At 57.7% G+C, this 18,002-nt stretch carries 13 protein-coding genes, 1 tRNA gene and 1 pseudogene; 7 read left to right on the forward strand and 8 right to left on the reverse strand.

Annotation, left to right across the window (positions count from 1 at the left end; translation table 11 throughout):
• Positions 1 to 67: 67 nt before the first annotated feature.
• From NL116_RS25670 to queA, 6 genes are all read right to left on the reverse strand, one after another.
• Positions 68 to 616 (reverse strand): glycine zipper 2TM domain-containing protein, encoded by a 549-nt coding sequence (locus NL116_RS25670; RefSeq protein ID WP_027922743.1) that lies wholly within the window; start codon positions 614 to 616, stop codon positions 68 to 70.
• A 119-nt stretch (positions 617 to 735) separates the two neighbouring features.
• Entirely contained in the window at positions 736 to 1,650 is a 915-nt protein-coding gene (gene secF, locus NL116_RS25675) for a protein translocase subunit SecF (protein ID WP_494374598.1), read from the reverse strand.
• Positions 1,651 to 1,659: 9 nt separating this feature from the next.
• Positions 1,660 to 3,528, reverse strand: coding sequence for a protein translocase subunit SecD (gene secD, locus NL116_RS25680; protein WP_494374599.1), 1,869 nt, complete (start codon positions 3,526 to 3,528; stop codon positions 1,660 to 1,662).
• Positions 3,529 to 3,592: 64 nt separating this feature from the next.
• Positions 3,593 to 3,931, reverse strand: a complete 339-nt coding sequence (gene yajC / locus NL116_RS25685) for a preprotein translocase subunit YajC (protein ID WP_007916913.1) — start codon at positions 3,929 to 3,931, stop codon at positions 3,593 to 3,595.
• 43 nt (positions 3,932 to 3,974) lie between these two features.
• On the reverse strand, positions 3,975 to 5,090 hold the full coding sequence (tgt, locus tag NL116_RS25690) for a tRNA guanosine(34) transglycosylase Tgt (RefSeq protein ID WP_494378132.1): 1,116 nt from the start codon (positions 5,088 to 5,090) through the stop codon (positions 3,975 to 3,977).
• Between the two features lie 14 nt (positions 5,091 to 5,104).
• A complete protein-coding gene (queA, locus tag NL116_RS25695; protein ID WP_494374600.1) occupies positions 5,105 to 6,154 on the reverse strand; it encodes a tRNA preQ1(34) S-adenosylmethionine ribosyltransferase-isomerase QueA in 1,050 nt (349 codons plus the stop codon).
• Between the two features lie 107 nt (positions 6,155 to 6,261).
• Here queA and NL116_RS25700 point away from each other — a divergent pair.
• From NL116_RS25700 to NL116_RS25710, 3 genes and pseudogenes are all read left to right on the forward strand, one after another.
• Positions 6,262 to 6,346: transfer RNA gene (locus tag NL116_RS25700), tRNA-Leu, on the forward strand.
• A gap of 163 nt (positions 6,347 to 6,509) precedes the next feature.
• Positions 6,510 to 7,838, forward strand: coding sequence for a tyrosine-type recombinase/integrase (locus tag NL116_RS25705; protein ID WP_129438209.1), 1,329 nt, complete (start codon positions 6,510 to 6,512; stop codon positions 7,836 to 7,838).
• Positions 7,839 to 8,818: 980 nt separating this feature from the next.
• Positions 8,819 to 9,041 (forward strand): annotated as a pseudogene (locus NL116_RS25710) (integrase domain-containing protein); the annotation flags it as partial.
• A 19-nt stretch (positions 9,042 to 9,060) separates the two neighbouring features.
• On the opposite strand, the gene NL116_RS25715 reads toward NL116_RS25710, so the two are convergent.
• Positions 9,061 to 9,282: a hypothetical protein gene (locus NL116_RS25715; protein WP_494374601.1), complete on the reverse strand. Its 222-nt coding sequence runs from the start codon at positions 9,280 to 9,282 to the stop codon at positions 9,061 to 9,063.
• An 89-nt stretch (positions 9,283 to 9,371) separates the two neighbouring features.
• Entirely contained in the window at positions 9,372 to 9,677 is a 306-nt protein-coding gene (locus NL116_RS25720) for a hypothetical protein (RefSeq protein ID WP_494374602.1), read from the reverse strand.
• On the opposite strand from NL116_RS25720, the gene NL116_RS25725 reads away from it, so the two are divergent.
• The 4 genes from NL116_RS25725 (at position 9,676) to NL116_RS25740 (ending at position 17,987) form a co-directional block, all read left to right on the forward strand.
• On the forward strand, positions 9,676 to 10,191 hold the full coding sequence (locus NL116_RS25725) for an Hcp family type VI secretion system effector (RefSeq protein WP_494374603.1): 516 nt from the start codon (positions 9,676 to 9,678) through the stop codon (positions 10,189 to 10,191). The genes NL116_RS25720 and NL116_RS25725 overlap by 2 nt on opposite strands.
• Before the next feature lie 131 nt (positions 10,192 to 10,322).
• Positions 10,323 to 12,365 (forward strand): type VI secretion system Vgr family protein, encoded by a 2,043-nt coding sequence (locus tag NL116_RS25730; RefSeq protein ID WP_494374604.1) that lies wholly within the window; start codon positions 10,323 to 10,325, stop codon positions 12,363 to 12,365.
• Positions 12,355 to 13,095 (forward strand): DUF4123 domain-containing protein, encoded by a 741-nt coding sequence (locus NL116_RS25735; protein ID WP_494374605.1) that lies wholly within the window; start codon positions 12,355 to 12,357, stop codon positions 13,093 to 13,095. The genes NL116_RS25730 and NL116_RS25735 overlap by 11 nt, the downstream gene beginning before the upstream one ends.
• Positions 13,092 to 17,987 carry a polymorphic toxin type 46 domain-containing protein gene (locus NL116_RS25740; RefSeq protein ID WP_494374606.1) on the forward strand — a complete coding sequence of 1,632 codons (4,896 nt, stop codon included), beginning with the start codon at positions 13,092 to 13,094 and terminating at the stop codon, positions 17,985 to 17,987. The genes NL116_RS25735 and NL116_RS25740 overlap by 4 nt, the downstream gene beginning before the upstream one ends.
• The last annotated feature ends 15 nt before the right edge of the window (positions 17,988 to 18,002 follow it).

Below are 18,002 nucleotides of genomic sequence, written 5' to 3' on the forward strand. Positions count from 1 at the left end.
TCATGAATTGCGAACACAAAAAAGCACCCCGAAGGGTGCTTCTTTTTTGAAACTTAAACCTGAAAATTTAGCGGTTCTCTTCGTTCTGCGACAGGACCAGCTTGCCTTCTTTATCGACCGGAATCTGGTTGCCCGGATCACGATCCATCCGCACTTTGCCTTCCTTGCCATCCAGCGAATAACGAACGTCGTAACCTACGACCTTGTCGCTGATGTCATTCACTGTATTGCAGCGAGTTTGAGTCGTGGTGTAGGTGTCACGCTCTTGCATGCCTTCCTGAACCTTGTTGCCTGCGTAACCACCGCCGACCGCGCCTGCGACCGTGGCAATCTTCTTGCCGGTGCCGCCGCCGATCTGGTTACCCAGCAAACCACCTGCTAATGCACCGACCACCGTACCGGCAATCTGGTGTTGATCCTTGACCGGCGCTTGCCGAGTCACTGCGACATCCTTGCAGACTTCACGTGGCGTCTTGATCTGTGTCTTGACCGGTTCAACGGCTAGTACTTGCGCATACTCAGGGCCGCTTTTAACCAGGCTGTAGGTGGCAACAGCACCCCCGGCAGTTACACCGACAGCACCCAATACCGCACCAACCAGCAACGACTTGTTCACATGAACCTCCTGACCATCACATGCGGGAAGAACCCGCGCTTCTCCCAGCCTTGGAGCATAAAAAAAGGCGCGAGTTCAACTCGCGCCTTTTTTGGCAGACAGCTGGAAAGCGATGGCCGTTATGGACGGTCGTCGACTTCCTTCTCGGTCGCCGCAGGAGGAATCAGATCCTCGCTGTTCAGGTTCAGCCAGATGAGCACCACGTTCGCGATATAGATCGACGAGTAAGTACCCGCCAGAACACCGACAAACAGCGCAATGGAGAAGCCGAACAGGTTGTCGCCCCCGAAGAACAGCAGGGCCGCAATCGCCAACAACGTCGAGATCGAAGTTGCCATGGTCCGCAGCAGGGTTTGCGTGGTCGAGATGTTGATGTTCTCGATCAGGCTAGCCCTGCGCAGTACCCGGAAGTTCTCACGAACCCGGTCGAATACCACGATGGTGTCGTTGAGCGAGTAACCGATGATCGCCAGTACCGCCGCCAACACCGTCAGGTCGAAGGTGATCTGGAAGAACGACAGGATACCGATGGTCACGATCACGTCGTGAATCAACGAAACGATCGCACCGACCGCAAACTTCCACTGAAAGCGGAACGCCAGGTAAATCAGGATGCCGCCTAGCGCCATCAGCATGCCGAGGCCGCCCTGGTCGCGCAGCTCTTCACCGACCTGCGGGCCGACGAACTCGACGCGCTTGACCGTCGCCGGGTTGTCGCCGCCGACTTTCAGCAGCGCTTCTGCCACTTGATGACCCAGTTGCGGATCTTCACCCGGCATACGCACCAGCAAATCGGTAGTCGCACCGAAGCTTTGCACGATGGCTTCGTGATAACCCGAAGTCACCAGTTGCTCACGCACCTTGGTGACGTCAGCCGGACGCTCGTAGGTCAGCTCAATGAGCGTACCGCCGGTGAAGTCCAGGCCCCAGTTCATGCCCTTGTGGAAGACACTGAAAATGGCCAGCGCCGTAAGGAACAATGTGACGCCGAACGCAAAGTTGCGAACGCCCATGAAGTTGATTGTACGTAACATGGCAGCCCCTTAAATCCACAACTTCTTGAAGTCACGACCGCCGAAGATCAGGTTGACCATCGCGCGGGTCACCATGATGGCCGTGAACATCGAGGTAAAGATCCCGAGGGACATGGTCACTGCGAAGCCTTTGACCGGGCCGGTGCCCATCGCAAAGAGAATCCCGCCGACCAACAATGTGGTCAGGTTGGCGTCGAGAATCGCGGTGAATGCCCGGCCGAAGCCTTCGTTGATTGCCCGTTGTACGGTCATGCCCGCCGCGATCTCTTCACGTATCCGCGAGAAGATCAGAACGTTGGCGTCGACCGCCATACCCATGGTCAATACGATACCGGCGATACCCGGCAGGGTCAGCGTTGCCCCCAGCAAAGACATCAAGGCCAGCAGCAGCACCATGTTCACCGCCAGCGCGACGGTGGCGATGATGCCGAAGAAGCGGTAGATGGCGATGATGAACAGCGAGACAAACAGCATGCCCCACAGCGATGCATCGATACCCTTGACGATGTTGTCGGCACCCAGGCTTGGACCAATGGTGCGCTCTTCAGCGAAGTACATCGGTGCAGCCAGACCACCGGCACGCAGCAACAGCGCCAGTTCGGAAGACTCGCCCTGGCCGTTCAGGCCAGTGATGCGGAACTGAGCACCCAGCGGCGACTGGATGGTCGCCAGGCTGATGATCTTCTTCTCTTCTTTGAACGTCTGGACCGCAACGTCTTTCTCGACGCCGTTGACCATTTGCTTGGTGTAGGTGGTAACAGGACGCTGCTCGATGAAGATCACCGCCATGCTGCGACCGACGTTGCTGCGAGTCGCACGACTCATCAGCTCGCCACCGTGGCCATCCAGACGGATGTTCACTTCAGGCGTGCCGTGTTCGCCGAAACCAGCCTTGGCGTCAGTTACCTGGTCACCGGTGATGATCAGGCCACGCTCGATCTGTGCCGGCGGACGCTTGCCTTCACGGAATTCGAAGGTTTCGGAAGTGGCTTTCGAAGCACCCGGCTCAGCCGCCAGACGGAACTCGAGGTTGGCCGTCTTGCCGAGGATACGCTTGGCTTCTGCGGTGTCCTGAACGCCCGGCAACTCAACCACAATGCGGTTGGCGCCCTGACGCTGAACGATCGGTTCGGCGACACCCAGCTCGTTGACGCGGTTACGTACCGTGGTCAAGTTCTGCTTGATGGAGTATTCGCGGATTTCCGCCAGCTTGGCTGGGGTCATCGCCAGACGCAGCACCGGTTGACCATTCAGGTCGGCCGGAACAATGTCGAAATCGTTGAAGTTCTTGCGGATCAGCGCCCGGGCCTCTTCGCGGGCTGCTTCATCACTGAAGCCCAGCTGGATGGCACCGTTAAATTGCGGCAGGCTGCGATAGCGCAGTTTCTCTTTACGCAACAGGCTTTTCACATCGCCTTCGTACACTTTCAAGCGTGCGTCGATGGCTTTGTCCATGTCCACTTCCAGCAGGAAGTGCACACCACCGGACAAGTCCAGACCCAGCTTCATCGGGTGCGCGCCCAGGCTGCGCAGCCATTGTGGCGTGGTTTGTGCCAGGTTCAGTGCAACGACGTAGTCATCACCCAGGGCCTTGCGCACGACGTCTTTGGCCGGCAGCTGATCTTCAGCCTTGGTCAGACGAATCAGACCGCCCTTGCCATTGGCCGCCAGCGTGGCTGCCTTGACGTTGATCCCGGATTCCTTGAGCGCAGTGCTCACACGATCCAGATCAGCCTGATTGACCAACAGCGCAGTACTTGCACCGCTGACCTGAATGGCCGGGTCATCAGGATATAGATTGGGAGCGGAATAAATCAGACCGACCGCCAGCACCGCCAGGATCAGAATGTATTTCCACAGAGGGTATTTGTTCAGCATCACGCCGCCCGTTTATGACGCGGGGCGCCTTGCGCGCCCCGTCGATTGAATATGAAGTTGAAACTTAGATCGCTTTCAGCGTGCCTTTTGGCAGCGTCGCGGCAATAGCGCCTTTCTGGAACTTCATTTCGACGGTGTCGGAAACTTCCAGAACAACGAAATCGTCTGCCACTTTAGTGATCTTGCCGGCGATACCACCGGTGGTCACAACTTCGTCGCCTTTTTGCAGGCTGCTCAGCAGGTTTTTCTGTTCTTTGGCGCGCTTGGCCTGTGGACGCCAGATCATCAGGTAAAAGATGACCAGGAAACCCACCAGGAAAATCCACTCAAAACCACCACCCATTGGGCCCGCAGCAGCAGGTGCAGCAGCGTCAGCCATGGCATTAGAGATAAAAAAGCTCATTTAGCACTCCAGTTGCAAATGTTGAATCTTGGGGTCAGAAAACTCAGTCCAAAGGCGGAACAGGTAACCCGCGTTTGGCGTAGAAGGCATCGACAAAGGCGGCCAATGTACCCTGTTGAATAGCCTCGCGCAAACCAGCCATAAGCACCTGGTAATGGCGCAAATTGTGGATGGTATTCAACATGCTACCCAGCATTTCGCCGCACTTGTCCAGGTGGTGCAGATAAGCACGGGAGAAGTTCTGGCAGGTATAGCAATCACAGGTCGGATCGAGCGGCGAATCATCATGGCGATGGAACGCGTTACGGATCTTCAGCACGCCGGTGTCAATGAACAGATGCCCATTGCGGGCATTACGGGTTGGCATCACGCAATCGAACATGTCCACACCGCGGCGCACACCCTCAACCAGATCTTCCGGTTTGCCAACGCCCATAAGGTAACGAGGTTTGTCAGCCGGCATCTGACCCGGCAGGTAATCCAGCACCTTGATCATTTCGTGCTTGGGCTCGCCCACCGACAGACCGCCAATGGCCAGGCCATCAAAGCCGATCTGGTCGAGGCCTTCCAGGGAGCGCATGCGCAGGTCCTGGTGCATGCCGCCCTGAACGATGCCGAACAGCGCCGCCGTGTTGTCGCCATGGGCTTCTTTCGAGCGCTTGGCCCAACGCAACGAAAGCTCCATCGACACTCGAGCGACGTCTTCGTCAGCCGGGTACGGGGTGCATTCGTCGAAAATCATCACGATGTCCGAACCCAGGTCACGCTGGACCTGCATCGATTCTTCCGGACCCATGAACACTTTGGCGCCATCAACCGGCGAGGCGAAGGTCACGCCCTCCTCCTTGATTTTGCGCATGGCGCCCAGGCTGAACACCTGGAAGCCGCCGGAGTCGGTCAGAATCGGGCCTTTCCACTGCATGAAATCGTGCAGGTCGCCGTGCTTCTTGATCGCTTCGGTGCCAGGACGCAGCCACAAGTGAAAGGTGTTGCCCAGAATGATTTCCGCGCCGGTGGCGACGATATCCCGCGGCAACATGCCCTTGACGGTGCCGTAGGTGCCCACCGGCATGAAGGCCGGGGTTTCTACGGTGCCGCGTGGAAAGGTCAAACGACCGCGACGAGCCTTGCCGTCAGTAGCAAGCAACTCAAACGACATACGACTTTGGCGACTCATTCTTTGTCCTCAGGGCCACGTGGTGCGGGATTACGGGTGATAAACATCGCATCACCGTAGCTGAAAAAGCGGTATCCATGCTCGACGGCCGCTTTATAAGCAGCCATGGCTTCGGGATAACCGGCGAACGCCGAAACCAGCATCAACAGCGTGGATTCAGGCAAATGGAAGTTGGTGACCAAGGCATCGACCACGTGAAACGGTCGGCCCGGGTAGATAAAGATATCGGTGTCGCCACTGAACGGCTTGAGCACGCCATCGCGCGCAGCACTTTCCAGCGAACGCACGCTGGTGGTCCCCACGGCCACCACGCGACCACCGCGAGCACGGCAAGCAGCGACCGCATCCACCACGTCCTGGCCGACTTCCAGCCATTCGCTGTGCATGTGGTGATCTTCGATCTTCTCGACGCGCACCGGCTGGAACGTACCGGCGCCGACGTGCAAGGTCACGAACGCCGTCTCGACGCCCTTGGCGGCAATCGCCTCCAGCAGCGGCTGATCGAAATGCAGCCCCGCCGTCGGCGCCGCCACCGCGCCCAAACGCTCGGCGTAGACCGTCTGATAACGCTCACGGTCCGAGCCTTCATCCGGGCGGTCTATATACGGCGGCAACGGCATGTGCCCGACGCGGTCCAGCAGCGGCAACACCTCTTCGGCGAACCCCAGCTCGAACAACGCATCATGACGCGCCAGCATCTCGGCCTCGCCACCGCCATCGATCAGGATCTTAGACCCCGGCTTCGGCGACTTGCTGGAACGCACATGGGCCAACACGCGATGACTGTCGAGCACGCGCTCGACCAGAATTTCCAGCTTGCCGCCGGAAGCCTTCTGGCCAAACAGCCGTGCCGGAATCACCCGGGTATTGTTGAACACCATCAAATCGCCCGGGCGCAAATCCTCGAGCAAATCGGTGAATTGACGGTGTGCCAGGGCGCCGCTGACCCCATCAAGGGTCAACAGGCGACTGTTGCGACGCTCGGCCAAAGGGTGGCGGGCGATCAGCGAATCAGGGAGTTCGAAAGTAAAGTCAGCAACGCGCATGATGGGGTTCGTCTAGCAGGGGCGGGAAGTCTAGCGGAAATAGTGAAAATTCTCTATGTACCTGATTGACCGACGGTAATCTCATCTTTATACTCCGCGGCCATTGAGCCCTGATGGCGGAATTGGTAGACGCGGCGGATTCAAAATCCGTTTTCGAAAGGAGTGGGAGTTCGAGTCTCCCTCGGGGCACCATTTGCAGTACATAGACGACTACCAGCGTCTACTCAACACCCATAGAGCCCGCTAACTGCGGGCTTTTTGGTCTCTGGGGTTCCACCCCTATCTCTTGCAAGCCAGCCTCTTTTTGGTACATTTTCTGTACATATTCCAGTTCGAGAACCGGAGGTGTACAGCGATGCCATTGACCGCCTTGCAAATCAAAGCGTCCAAGCCTGCCGACAGACCGTTCACCTTGAGTGATAGTTCGGGTCTTGCCCTGCTGGTGAAACCCAACGGCAGCAAGTACTGGCACTTCCGTTACACCTATCAGGGTCGGGCGGCGCGCATGTCACTTGGCGTGTATCCGCATATCTCCTTGCAGGAAGCTCGTGAACGAGCTGCAGAATGCCGCAACCTACTCAAGCAAGGCACCAACCCCGGCGCCAAACGCCGCGATGACAAGCTACGACAGCAGGAGGCCGGGCTCAACACCTTCAGGCGAGCCGCGGAGTACTGGTACCAATTCAAAGCGGACTCCGGCCGCAGCAGCGCGACGCTGAAGAAGATCCGCGACTATCTCGATAAGGATCTACTGCCCGCGCTCGGCGAGAAGCAACTGGAGCTCATCACTCGAAGCGACTGCGCAAAACTGCAGGCCTGCATCGAAAAACGAGGCGCCTTCAATGTTGCGGACAAGACCCGGACCTGGCTGAAACAGATTTTCAGTCAAGCCATTGCACGTGGCCTGTGCGAACACAATCCAGCCTCCGAACTCCATGCCATTGCGATAGCTCCACCACCCACTCAACACTACCCACATCTACATGAACACGAACTACCTGAGTTTCTCCGGGCCTTAAGCAAGACCACCAGTCGGCTACCAGCGAGGATTGCATCATGGATGACAATCCTGACGGCGAGCCGCCCCGGCATGGTTCGCTATGCAAAATGGGAAGAGATCGATTTCGAGGAAGGGATATGGACCATCCCGGCCGCACGCATGAAGATGCGCAGAGATTACGTCAGCCCTCTACCTCATCAATTGATCGCCATGCTTACCAAACTGAATCAAAGCACTGGACGCAGCCGGTATCTGTTCCCTGGCAATGGTGAAAAGCAGCCAGTCATCAGTGAAAACACGATCAACCTGGTGTTCGCCAAGATCGGCTACAAAGGACGACTCGTCAGCCATGGCACTCGTCATACCGCAAGCACGCTGCTCCGCGAACATGGCTGGCTGAAGGATCATGTCGAAAGCCAGCTGGCTCACGTCGAGGGCGGCATCTCTGGTGAGTACAATCAAGCCCTATACCTGCCGCAACGTCGGATCATGATGCAGTGGTATGCAGACTATCTCGATGCCCTCAAAGAAGGCATTACAGCCAACCTTCGCGATCAATTTGATACTCGCGTTAATCAGTTCCTCGCTCGCCCTTCTGCACCGCCTCTAACAGCATCCCATGCACACAAAGATGATCCTCCCCAAAAGTTGCCTATCGAGACAGAATCAACGGCGACTCAGTGATCACTTGATGCCTCACGAATTCGACCCGCTCGACGACAACCTTGCAAAACTACCGTGGCGCATCCAAACGTGGGTAAGCCAATAAGATCACCGCAGTCCGCCTTCCACGCGGGTCCATCCAAGCGGGGCTGCAAAGCCGCCCTGCTTGGATGGACCTCATGTAAAAAATCTAAAGCCCACGCAAATTATCTGTGGAAAACCATAGATTTCCACCGGTGGATAATTTCATCCACCGCCGCAGAACTCCCGAAAATTGGAGTCTTGACCTCAATTATTCACAGGCGTAGAAAAGATCGGGCAAAGCGCTGTCGTTGACAGCAACCCAGGTAGCCAGAACCTTTAAGGCTACGCCACACCGTGGTGGTTCTCCCAAAGTGCGATGAGCGTCCGGCGGCTCGCACGGTCACAGCGATGTGATGGATGCCTACTTTTACCAGCGTGCCCACTGCGGCAACTCATTCCCTTTCATAGCTGCCCTGCAGCAACCTATCCGCTTGGCCATTTCCTTGCGCCAACCTGCGCCCGTCTCTTTCTCCCGGAAAGAGACGGGCGCTCCTACCGCTGCTGCAGCCCAACTCGTACAAGGCTTTGCGGCATTTCCCCTCGTGACAATCGGCGTGACAAACACCGAAGTCACCCGCAACAGCGATGCAGATGATGGTGCCGCAGCCCAAGGAATGGACTGCACCTGACTGACAGTCAGGGATGCCCCGGTCATCGCCTCACTGCCTTCACCTGACTCAGGATCCCACGGCGCTGGTCTCGTCAGCCAATGCAACCTCCGCCCGCCCACCGGTAACGGTGTTCAGGAGGCCAGATCATGAGATGCCCAAGCTCCCGGTCGTAAAGAGCCGTCAGTCCCGCGTTAGTGGACAACCCTCACAGGTCGCAGGGGCCTTGATCCCTGATAACACTCAACATTCTTGGCGGGATGACGTGGGGAAAGTTTTAAAAGTTTTGGCTTCGAGAGGAGTTTGATCATGGCATTGGTCGGTAGACGGGACGGGCGCAATTTTGGCTATGGCCGACAACTGAGTTATGCCGGGCCGCAGGCCCTCCGCGACCTGTTTGGCGGTGAGCATTACGGCACGGTCAAAGCGCACAGTGATCGCTGGCAGGCGTTTGTGCGGTGGTGTCGGTCGGAGGATGGGCCAGGGTTCAACGATGCGCGGCAGATTGATCGGCAGATCTTGTTGGACTATCCCGAATCGCGTTTTGCCAATTATCCGTACATGTATAAAAGGTCATCGATCAGCTCAAGCTCTTTTTGTGTGTACGGCGCTTTTTGGTATCGGCGAATGGCCTCAAGTACCCCTTTGATAGGCACTTGCCGCGCTGGATCATGAATGACTTCGATCAGCCGACCATAAGCAGGATCTCTTCCCTCTAAGTATTTTTCGGCTAGCTCTGCGAGTGATAGACGAGCTTGTAGATCGGTTAGCATTGGTACTTCTCCGGTCCAGCATTACCTTCAACTACCTTGATGCGAATTGGGAGGTTATGAAATTCTCTTTCTTCGCACAGTGAGCGCCATCATTGGGCCATTGTGCGCAAGAAGTTGCGCAGTAGATCGTAATATTCGCGACCCAACTGCCCTGCAAGCCACGTCTTGCAAAGACTGCAGCCAAGTGCGCAAGAAGTTGCGCAGTGGTGCGCAACTTCTTGCGCACTTTTTCCGGTAATCGTTGCCGAAAAACCTCTTCGCGTTTTAAAAATCGCCTCAACCACCTGATTTATATGGAAAAAATAATTTCTGGCACGGTCCTTGATAACAGTCAGGCACCCACCGGGCGATACCGCCTCCCGGGCACCCTCACTTTTAGCAAGGAGCACATCCATGGCTACACCAGCGTACATGTCCGTTACTGGCGAGAAACAAGGCCTGATCACTGCCGGCGCCTTCACCGCCGACTCCGTTGGCAACACCTACCAGGAAGGTCACGAAGACCAGGTCATGGTTCAGGCGTTCAGCCACGACGTGATCATCCCGCGTGACCCACAGTCCGGCCAACCGACCGGTCAGCGCGTACACAAGCCAGTCGTGATCACCAAGGTCTACGACAAGTCTTCGCCACTGCTGCAAGCCGCCCTGACTTCCGGCGAGCGCATGAGCGAAATCGTTATCCAGTGGTACCGCACTTCGGCTCAAGGTACCCAAGAGCACTACTACACCACCAAACTGGAAGACGCGATCATCGTCGCCATCAACAACAAAATGCACAACTGCCAGGATCCGTCGAACGCGCACTTCACGCACCTGGAAGAAGTGCAGTTCACCTACCGCAAAATCACCTGGACCCACGAAGTATCCGGTACTTCGGGTTCCGATGACTGGCGTGTTCCAGTCGCTTAATCGCGGCTGACGGTTCCAAACATCGGCCAGCTCTGCTGGTCGATGTCATTTGCGCCTTCCAGGAATTTTCGCGTCCGCAAGCGCCCGTTTGGGTGTAGGCGTGCGCCGCAGCACTGCACGAGGAACAAGGGATGTTCGCGCCGGCCAATCAGACTCACTTTGCCCTGACTGTCGAAGGTCTGGAAAACGATCTCCAGGTCCTTGCCCTGCAAGGTCGGGAAGCCATCAGCCAACCTTTTGTGTTTGAGGTGGAGCTGGTCAGTGAGCAGCCGTCCCTGGACCTCGAAACGCTATTGCACAAACCGGCCTTCTTGCAGCTCTCGCCTGACGGCAGCGGCATTCATGGCCAGATCTACCGCGCCGCCCAGGGCGATTCGGGCAAACGCCTGACCCGCTACGCTGTGACCCTGCGCCCGCAGCTGTCCTACCTGGCGCACCGCATCAACCAACGCATCTTCCAGAACCTCACCGTGCCGAAAATCATCGGCATGGTCCTCGAAGAGCACGGCATCCAAAGCAATGCCTACGAATTCAAAGTCGGGGCGATTTATCCCGAGCGCATTTACTGCGTTCAATACGATGAATCGGACCTGCAGTTCATCCAGCGCCTGTGCGAGGAAGAAGGTATCCATTACCACTTCCAGCACAGCGCCACGGCCCACAAGCTAGTGTTCGGCGATGACCAGACGCTGTTCCCGAAACTCGCGCCCGTGGCCTACCAGCAAGACTCCGGCATGGTCGCCAACGACCCGGTGATCAAGCGCTTCGACCTGCGCCTGGAAACCCGCACCAGCCGCACCACCCGCCGCGATTACGACTTCGAAAAACCGCGCCTGAAACTGGAAAGCGAGAACCGTGGCGACGCCCTGCCCGACCTCGAAGACTACGACTACCCCGGCCGCTTCATCGACCGTGAACGCGGCAAGCACCTGGCCAAACGCGCCCTCGAGCGTCACCGCAGCGACTTCCAGTTGGCCGAAGGCCGAAGCGATCAGCCGTTGCTCGTCAGCGGCCACTTCCTGGCCCTGACCCAACACCCCAAGGCCAAGTGGAACGATCTGTGGCTGCTGACCGAAATCCTCCACGAAGGCAAACAGCCGCAAGTGCTAGAAGAGTCGGTGACCAGCAGCACCACCAATCTGAAAGACGATTTCCACCAGGGCTACCGCAACCGCTTCCAGGCCACCCCCTGGGACGTGCCGAACCGTCCGCCGCTGAACCACCCCAAGCCACGGATCCTCGGCAGCCAGAGCGCCGTGGTTACCGGCCCCAAGGGTGAAGAGATCCACTGTGACCAATACGGTCGCGTCAAAGTGCAATTCCATTGGGACCGCGAAGGTCAGGCCGACGACAAGACCAGCTGCTGGCTGCGCGTCTCCTCCGCCTGGGCCGGCGCCCATTACGGCGGCATCGCCATTCCACGCATCGGCATGGAAGTGCTGGTCAGCTTTCTCGAAGGTGACCCCGACCAACCGCTGATCAGCGGCTGCCTGTACCACAAGGAAAACGTCGTCCCGTACGCCCTGCCGGCGAACAAGACCCGCAGCACCTTCAAAACCCTGAGTTCTCCGGGCGGCGGCGGTTTCAACGAGCTGCGCATCGAAGACAAAAAGGGCCAGGAACAGATCTTCCTGCACGCCCAGCGCGACTGGGACGAAAACGTCGAGCACGACCAGAAAATCCGCGTCGGCAACGAACGCCACGACACCGTTGAGCAAAACAGCTACAGCGAATTCAAGGCCGAAGAACACCACACCGTCTATGCCGATCGCAAAGTCGAAGCCCGCGCCAACGACCACCTGACGGTGGGCGTCAACCAGCACATTAAAGTCGGCACCGGCCAATTCATCGAAGCCGGCCAGGAAATCCACCTGAGCAGCGGCATGAAAGTCGTGCTCGAAGCCGGCAGCGAACTCACCCTCAAGGGCGGCGGCAGCTTCATCAAGATCGACGCCAGCGGTGTGACGCTGAGCGGGCCGGTGATCAACATGAATTCCGGGGGGAGTCCGGGCAGCGGCACTGGGGCGGCTCCGCTGATGCCCGGGGCGCTGAAACAGGCGGATGCGGATAAGGCGGGGGCGGTTCTGAGCCCGGCGCAGATCAACACCCTGAAACGCAACGCGCCATTCTGTGAAGAGTGCGAGAAGTGCAAGGCAGGTGCTTGTGCGATCTGATCTGTTGACTCCACAGGCTTGGCTGGCTGAACGGCCGTTGCAGAAGGGTGAGCGGTTGTACTTGATCGTTAGCGCGGCCAGCGATGCCGAGCCACTCAAGGCCTTCTACCAGCAAGACATGGCGCCGGAATTGATCCCGATCTGGAGCGGCACGCCTTACGCCGATTGGCAGCCCGTCATGCCCTACCTCGCCGAGCTGAAACCCAATGCCGGTTTTCTGCAATGGATCGCCGAAACCGATGCTCAGGACTGGGGTTGGCTGGCAGTGTCCACCAGCACGCCGGACGTGGTGTTCGAGCACCTGCGCAGTTTGACCCAGGTACGCATGCCCGATGGGACCGAAGTGTTTTTCCGGTTCTGGGACGGGCGGCATATTTACCCGATTCTTGAAGGGCTGAGTGCTGGCGCAGGTGAAGTATTGCCGGTGTTTGACCGCTATCTGATCAATGGCCAGAGCCTGGACGTTGGGCCGAGGGCCGTGCCGCCAGCGAAGGAATGGCCGTGGTGGGAGGTGCCGCAAAAGTTGCTCGATAGTTTGGCGGAAAAAGACCACACCACCGTCGTCGACAACCTGATGCAGTGGCTGGGAGAGGACTGCCCGGAACTGTTCTTCGCCTTTCCCGAAAATAACTTGCGCCACAAGGTCGAGCGCTTCGTGCGCCAACAACCCAATACAGAAGATTTGGCAGAGCGTCTCGCTGCTCAGCTGACAAAGGAAGTCACGTCATGAATACCCCGATCGGTACCTTGGTCCTACGCGTGCTGGACGCCAAAACCCCTGACGTGAACCTGATTCTCAAAGACTTCAAGAACTGCCTGAGCGATTACAAGGAATGGGCGGACGGCTTCCTGACCGGTTGGGCATTGGATGTCGACCAAACCTTCAAGGTCGGCAATGAAGTCAGCGTGACCAAACGCAAGACCAAAACCGGCAAGGTCGAGACCTACGCGACCTGCCCTCTGGCGGGCGACTTCACGCTGATCCACATGTTCGAATCAGCACGATTCGTACCGATCGGCAACACGCCAGTGAAACTGGAACCCGTCACCAAAGGTACTTTTTACGACGACGTCACTGGCCCCGTCATTGAAACAACGATCGGCCCGAGCGGCATCAAGGTGATCGATGGCTGCAAGAAAGGCCAGATGTACCGCATTACCTTTTTCCCGAACGTATCCCAAAGCAATGTCAAAGCACTCTACGACTCCTACCAGGGTGTAATCGGCAATCTAAACGGCTGGTTGCAAAGTGAATGGTCGAGCAAGTTCCAGCCTCAGTGGGCCAGTTACTCGGCGGCTGACCGCGCGGGCCGCTCTGTCATTCTGTTAAAACGAGCGATGGATGGTCTGGAAAAGGCGCTGCTCAGGCTGTGGGATGACATCAAAAGCCTGTTCGAACTACTCGCACACCCAAAGGAAAACCTCGAAAAGCTGCGCAAGTACCTGTCGGATGTCGAGATCGACAAGCTCTATGCCGCGTCCAAGGAGTCCATTGCTTCGGGTCTGTTGATCCTCAGTGACGAACCACTGATGTTCATTTACGTCTCGGCGATTGTGGCGTGGGTCGGCATGCTGCCGCCGCAAGTCATCGTTGACGTGGTGACGGCCATTGCGTCGGAATTCCTGATCAACGTGGTATTGGGTATTTGCCTCACTGGCGGTGCCGGGATCGCAGTGCGGGTGGGGACCAAAACTCTGTCCACGGTCAAGTCCGGTACGGCGCTCAAATACCTTGAAGAGCTGGCCGCAAAACTGATGAGCCTGAGCGGCAAGCACAGCCTGCCAGCGCACGCGGAGGTTTCCAAGCCACTGATTGCCAGTGCCAAAAGCGTGCCGATGAAGCCGACCAAAACGGCGGCGCTCAAAATCGACGAGGCCGCCGCCAACGGTTCTAAAAGTCAGGTGCCGAAAACCACGGATACGCCGAAGCAGGAAGTGAAAGACGCTTCTTCATTTCCGCGTGGCAAGAAAGACAAACAGACCACCCTCGCACCAAAGGAAAAGGTCGACGACGCTCCTACTCAGTCAAAAACGCCTGACGACAAAAGCGCCGCCTGTGCCAAGAAAACCTGCACCAATGGTTGCCCGGTATCGATGGTTACCGGCGAAGAGCTGCTGACCCTGACCGACGGTGAACTCGGTGGTCTGCTGCCCTTCAGCTGGACGCGCCTCTATCGCACCAGCGCCGCAGAAATCGACTGCGGCCTCGGTTACGGTTGGAGCCACGCCCTGGCGCAACGCGTCGACATCAACGGCGACGAAGTAATCTGGACCGACCACGAAAACCGCGTCACCACCTTCCCGTTGCCCAGTGTGCAGCGCCCGGCGATCACCAACAGCCTGTCGGAAGCGGCGATTTTCCTTGGTGACGATCCGTCCGAACTGATCCTCACCCAAGCCGGCGAACGCACCCAGTTCTACCACTTCCGCTACAACAGCAAAGGCGCGACGCTGATCGCCATCAGCGACAGCTACGACAACCGCCTGCACATCACCCGCGACATTCACGGACGAATCAAACGTGTCGATAACGGTGCCGGTCGCGCCCTCCTCGTGCGTTACGACCGCAAACACATCGTCGCCATCGATTACCAGCAGTTCAGCCCGGCGGACAACCTGGAAGATGCCTGGAGCACCGTCCAGACCCTGGTCACCTACGGCTACGACGCCCAGCACCGCCTGATCGAAGCCAAAAACGCCGCCGGTGAAGCCGAGCGTTATGCCTATAACGACCAGAACGTCATTCTCGAACGGCAACTGGCTGGTGGTGCCAGCTTCTACTGGGAATGGGAAAAAGAAGGCAAGTCAGCCCGCTGCATCCATCACTGGGCAAGCTTCTCGCAGATGGACGCGCACTACGCTTGGGATGACAAGGGCAGCGTCACGGTTACCAACGCTGACGGCAGCGAAGAGGTCTACACACATGACGACCAGGCTCGACTGGTCGCCAAAGTCGACCCGGATGGTGCCGAACACCTGAAGGCCTACGATGACAAGGGCCGCCTGATCGCCGAAAAAGACCCACTCGGCGCCGTCACCGAATACCAGTACAACGAAGCCGGTCGACTGGTTGCGGTGATTCCGCCGGAAGACGCCCCCACCACTTACGAGTACTACCACGGCTACGTCCGTGTGGTGAACCGTGGCCCGGCAAAGTGGACATACTGGCGCAACGATCAGGGCGACATCACCGAACAAGTCGACCCGGACGGCAACTCGACCCACTACAGCTACAACCGCCAAGGCCGTCTGCTGGAAATCCGTCACCCGGATGGCAGTCGTCATCAACTGGGCTGGAACAACCTCGGCCAACTGCTCGAAGAACAGCTACCGGACGGCGGCCAGCGCAAATATCGCTACGACGCCTTGGGCCGGCAGATCACCCGTCAGGACGAAAGCGGCGCGATCACCCACTACCAATGGAACGCTGCCAACCGCCTCGCGCAAATCACTTTGCCGGGCGGCGCTACGCGCGCCTTCACCTACAACGCCTACGGCAAAGTCACTGCCGAACGCGATGAACTGGGCCGCGTAACCCGCTACGAATACGCCGATAACCTGCACTTGGTCAGTCGTCGCATCAATCCGGACGGCAGCCAACTGCGTTATCGCTACGACAACTCGCGCTTGCTGCTCACTGAGATCGAAAACGAACGTGGCGAGCATTACCACCTCGATTACTACCCCAACGGCCTGATCCAACAGGAAACCGGCTTCGACGGTCGCCGTACGGCCTACGAGTACGACCTCAACGGCCAGTTGCTGAAGAAAACCGAATTCGGCGACGACGGCAGCGAGCTGATCACCGAGTACCAACGCGACGCCGCTGGCCGTCTGCTGGTGAAGACCCTGGCCGATGGCGAGGAAATTCACTACAGCTATGACGCCCTCGGCCGCCTCGTAAACATCGACGACGGCCACTGGCCCCTCGCTTACGAATACGATCTGCAAGACCGCCTGATCACCGAACACCAAGGCTGGGGCACCTTGCGTTACGAGTACGACAACCTCGGCCAACTGAGCCACTGCCGCCTCCCCGACGGCAGCAAACTCGACTACCGTCACCAATCCGGTGGCCGCCTGAGCAGTATCGACCTCAACGGCTCGCGCCTGACCACACACCAGTTCAACGCCGGCCGCGAACAGCAGCGCCAACAAGGACTGCTGCTCAGCCAATACCAGTATGACGAACAAGGCCGACTGCAAGCCCACACCGTCAGCCAGCAGGAACGCAACCTGTTCCACCGCCGCTACGCCTACGATGCCAATGGCAACCTCGCGGGCATCGACGACAGCCGCAAAGGCAACCGCAGCTATCATTACGATCCGCTTGACCGTCTGATCAACGTCCGTGGCACCACCCCGGAAAGCTTCGCCCACGACCCAGCGGGCAACCTCCTCGGCCAAGGCGACCAGCCTACCGCGAACCTGGCCAACGTCAAAGGCAACCGCCTGCTCATGCAGGGCGACCGTCACTATGACTACGACGCCCACGGCAACCTGATCCGCGAACGCCGTGGCACCGGGCAGAAACTCGTTACCGAGTACCGTTACGACTGCCAACATCGCCTGATCGGCGTCAGCCTGCCCGGCGGTAGCAGCGCGAGCTACCAGTACGACGCCTTCGGCCGCCGCATCGCCAAAACCGTCGATGGTCAAACCACCGAATTTCTGTGGCAAGGCGAACGCCTCATCGCCGAGAGCGCCGATAACCGCTATCGCAGTTACATCTACGAACCCGGCAGCTTCCGCCCGCTGGCCATGCTCGATGGCGAAGGCCCACTGAAAGCCACCCCGTTCTACTACCAACTCGACCACCTCGGCACGCCACAGGAACTCACCGATTACAGCGGCGAGATCATGTGGTCGGCGAAATACCGCGCCTACGGCAACCTCGCCACCCTCGACATTGCTGAAATCGACAACCCGCTGCGCTTTCAGGGTCAGTACTTCGATGCGGAAACGGGCTTACATTACAACCGGCATCGCTACTACAATCCGGGGACTGGACGGTTTTTGACGCCGGATCCGATCAAGCTTGCGGGTGGGTTGAACAACTACCAGTACGTACCTAACCCTACGGGGTGGGTGGATCCGTTGGGGTTGAGCTGCGTTCCGAGTAACTGCCCAGATGACAGACGAGCTGAGCTGAATCAAAAATACGGCCGGACAGGGGATATCAATAACGATATCAATGCCCGCGGAAGAAAAGAGACCGCTACGGAGTTTTACCGAACACAAGGCTTTGAAGAGACAAGCATTCCAGGGCATTTAAACGGCATAGATTTTAATCAACCGGTAAATGTAGAAACGTTAAACCGAGGAAAAACCGTTTATCAATTCCAATCACCGGGTGCTCCACAAGGCAACTACTACTCTCTGAACCCTGCTACAACCCCATCAGAGCTAGGAATTGGTCCACTCGGAGATAATCGTGCAGCAGGGACAGTCGAACTAAAACTGCAAGGTATTTATCGAACAACCGAAAAAACGCCCGTATTGAAATCGACAGCCAAACAGATAGATGATACTTGGTCTGTGAAAGGTGTGACACAACCGTCGTCAGGGGGTGGTACTCAAGTCTTTAGCAGCGCTAAAGGAAACTTCGAAAAAATCCCGTAAACTGTAATAACATTT

This window comes from Pseudomonas sp. FBCC-B1667, assembly GCF_059133255.1.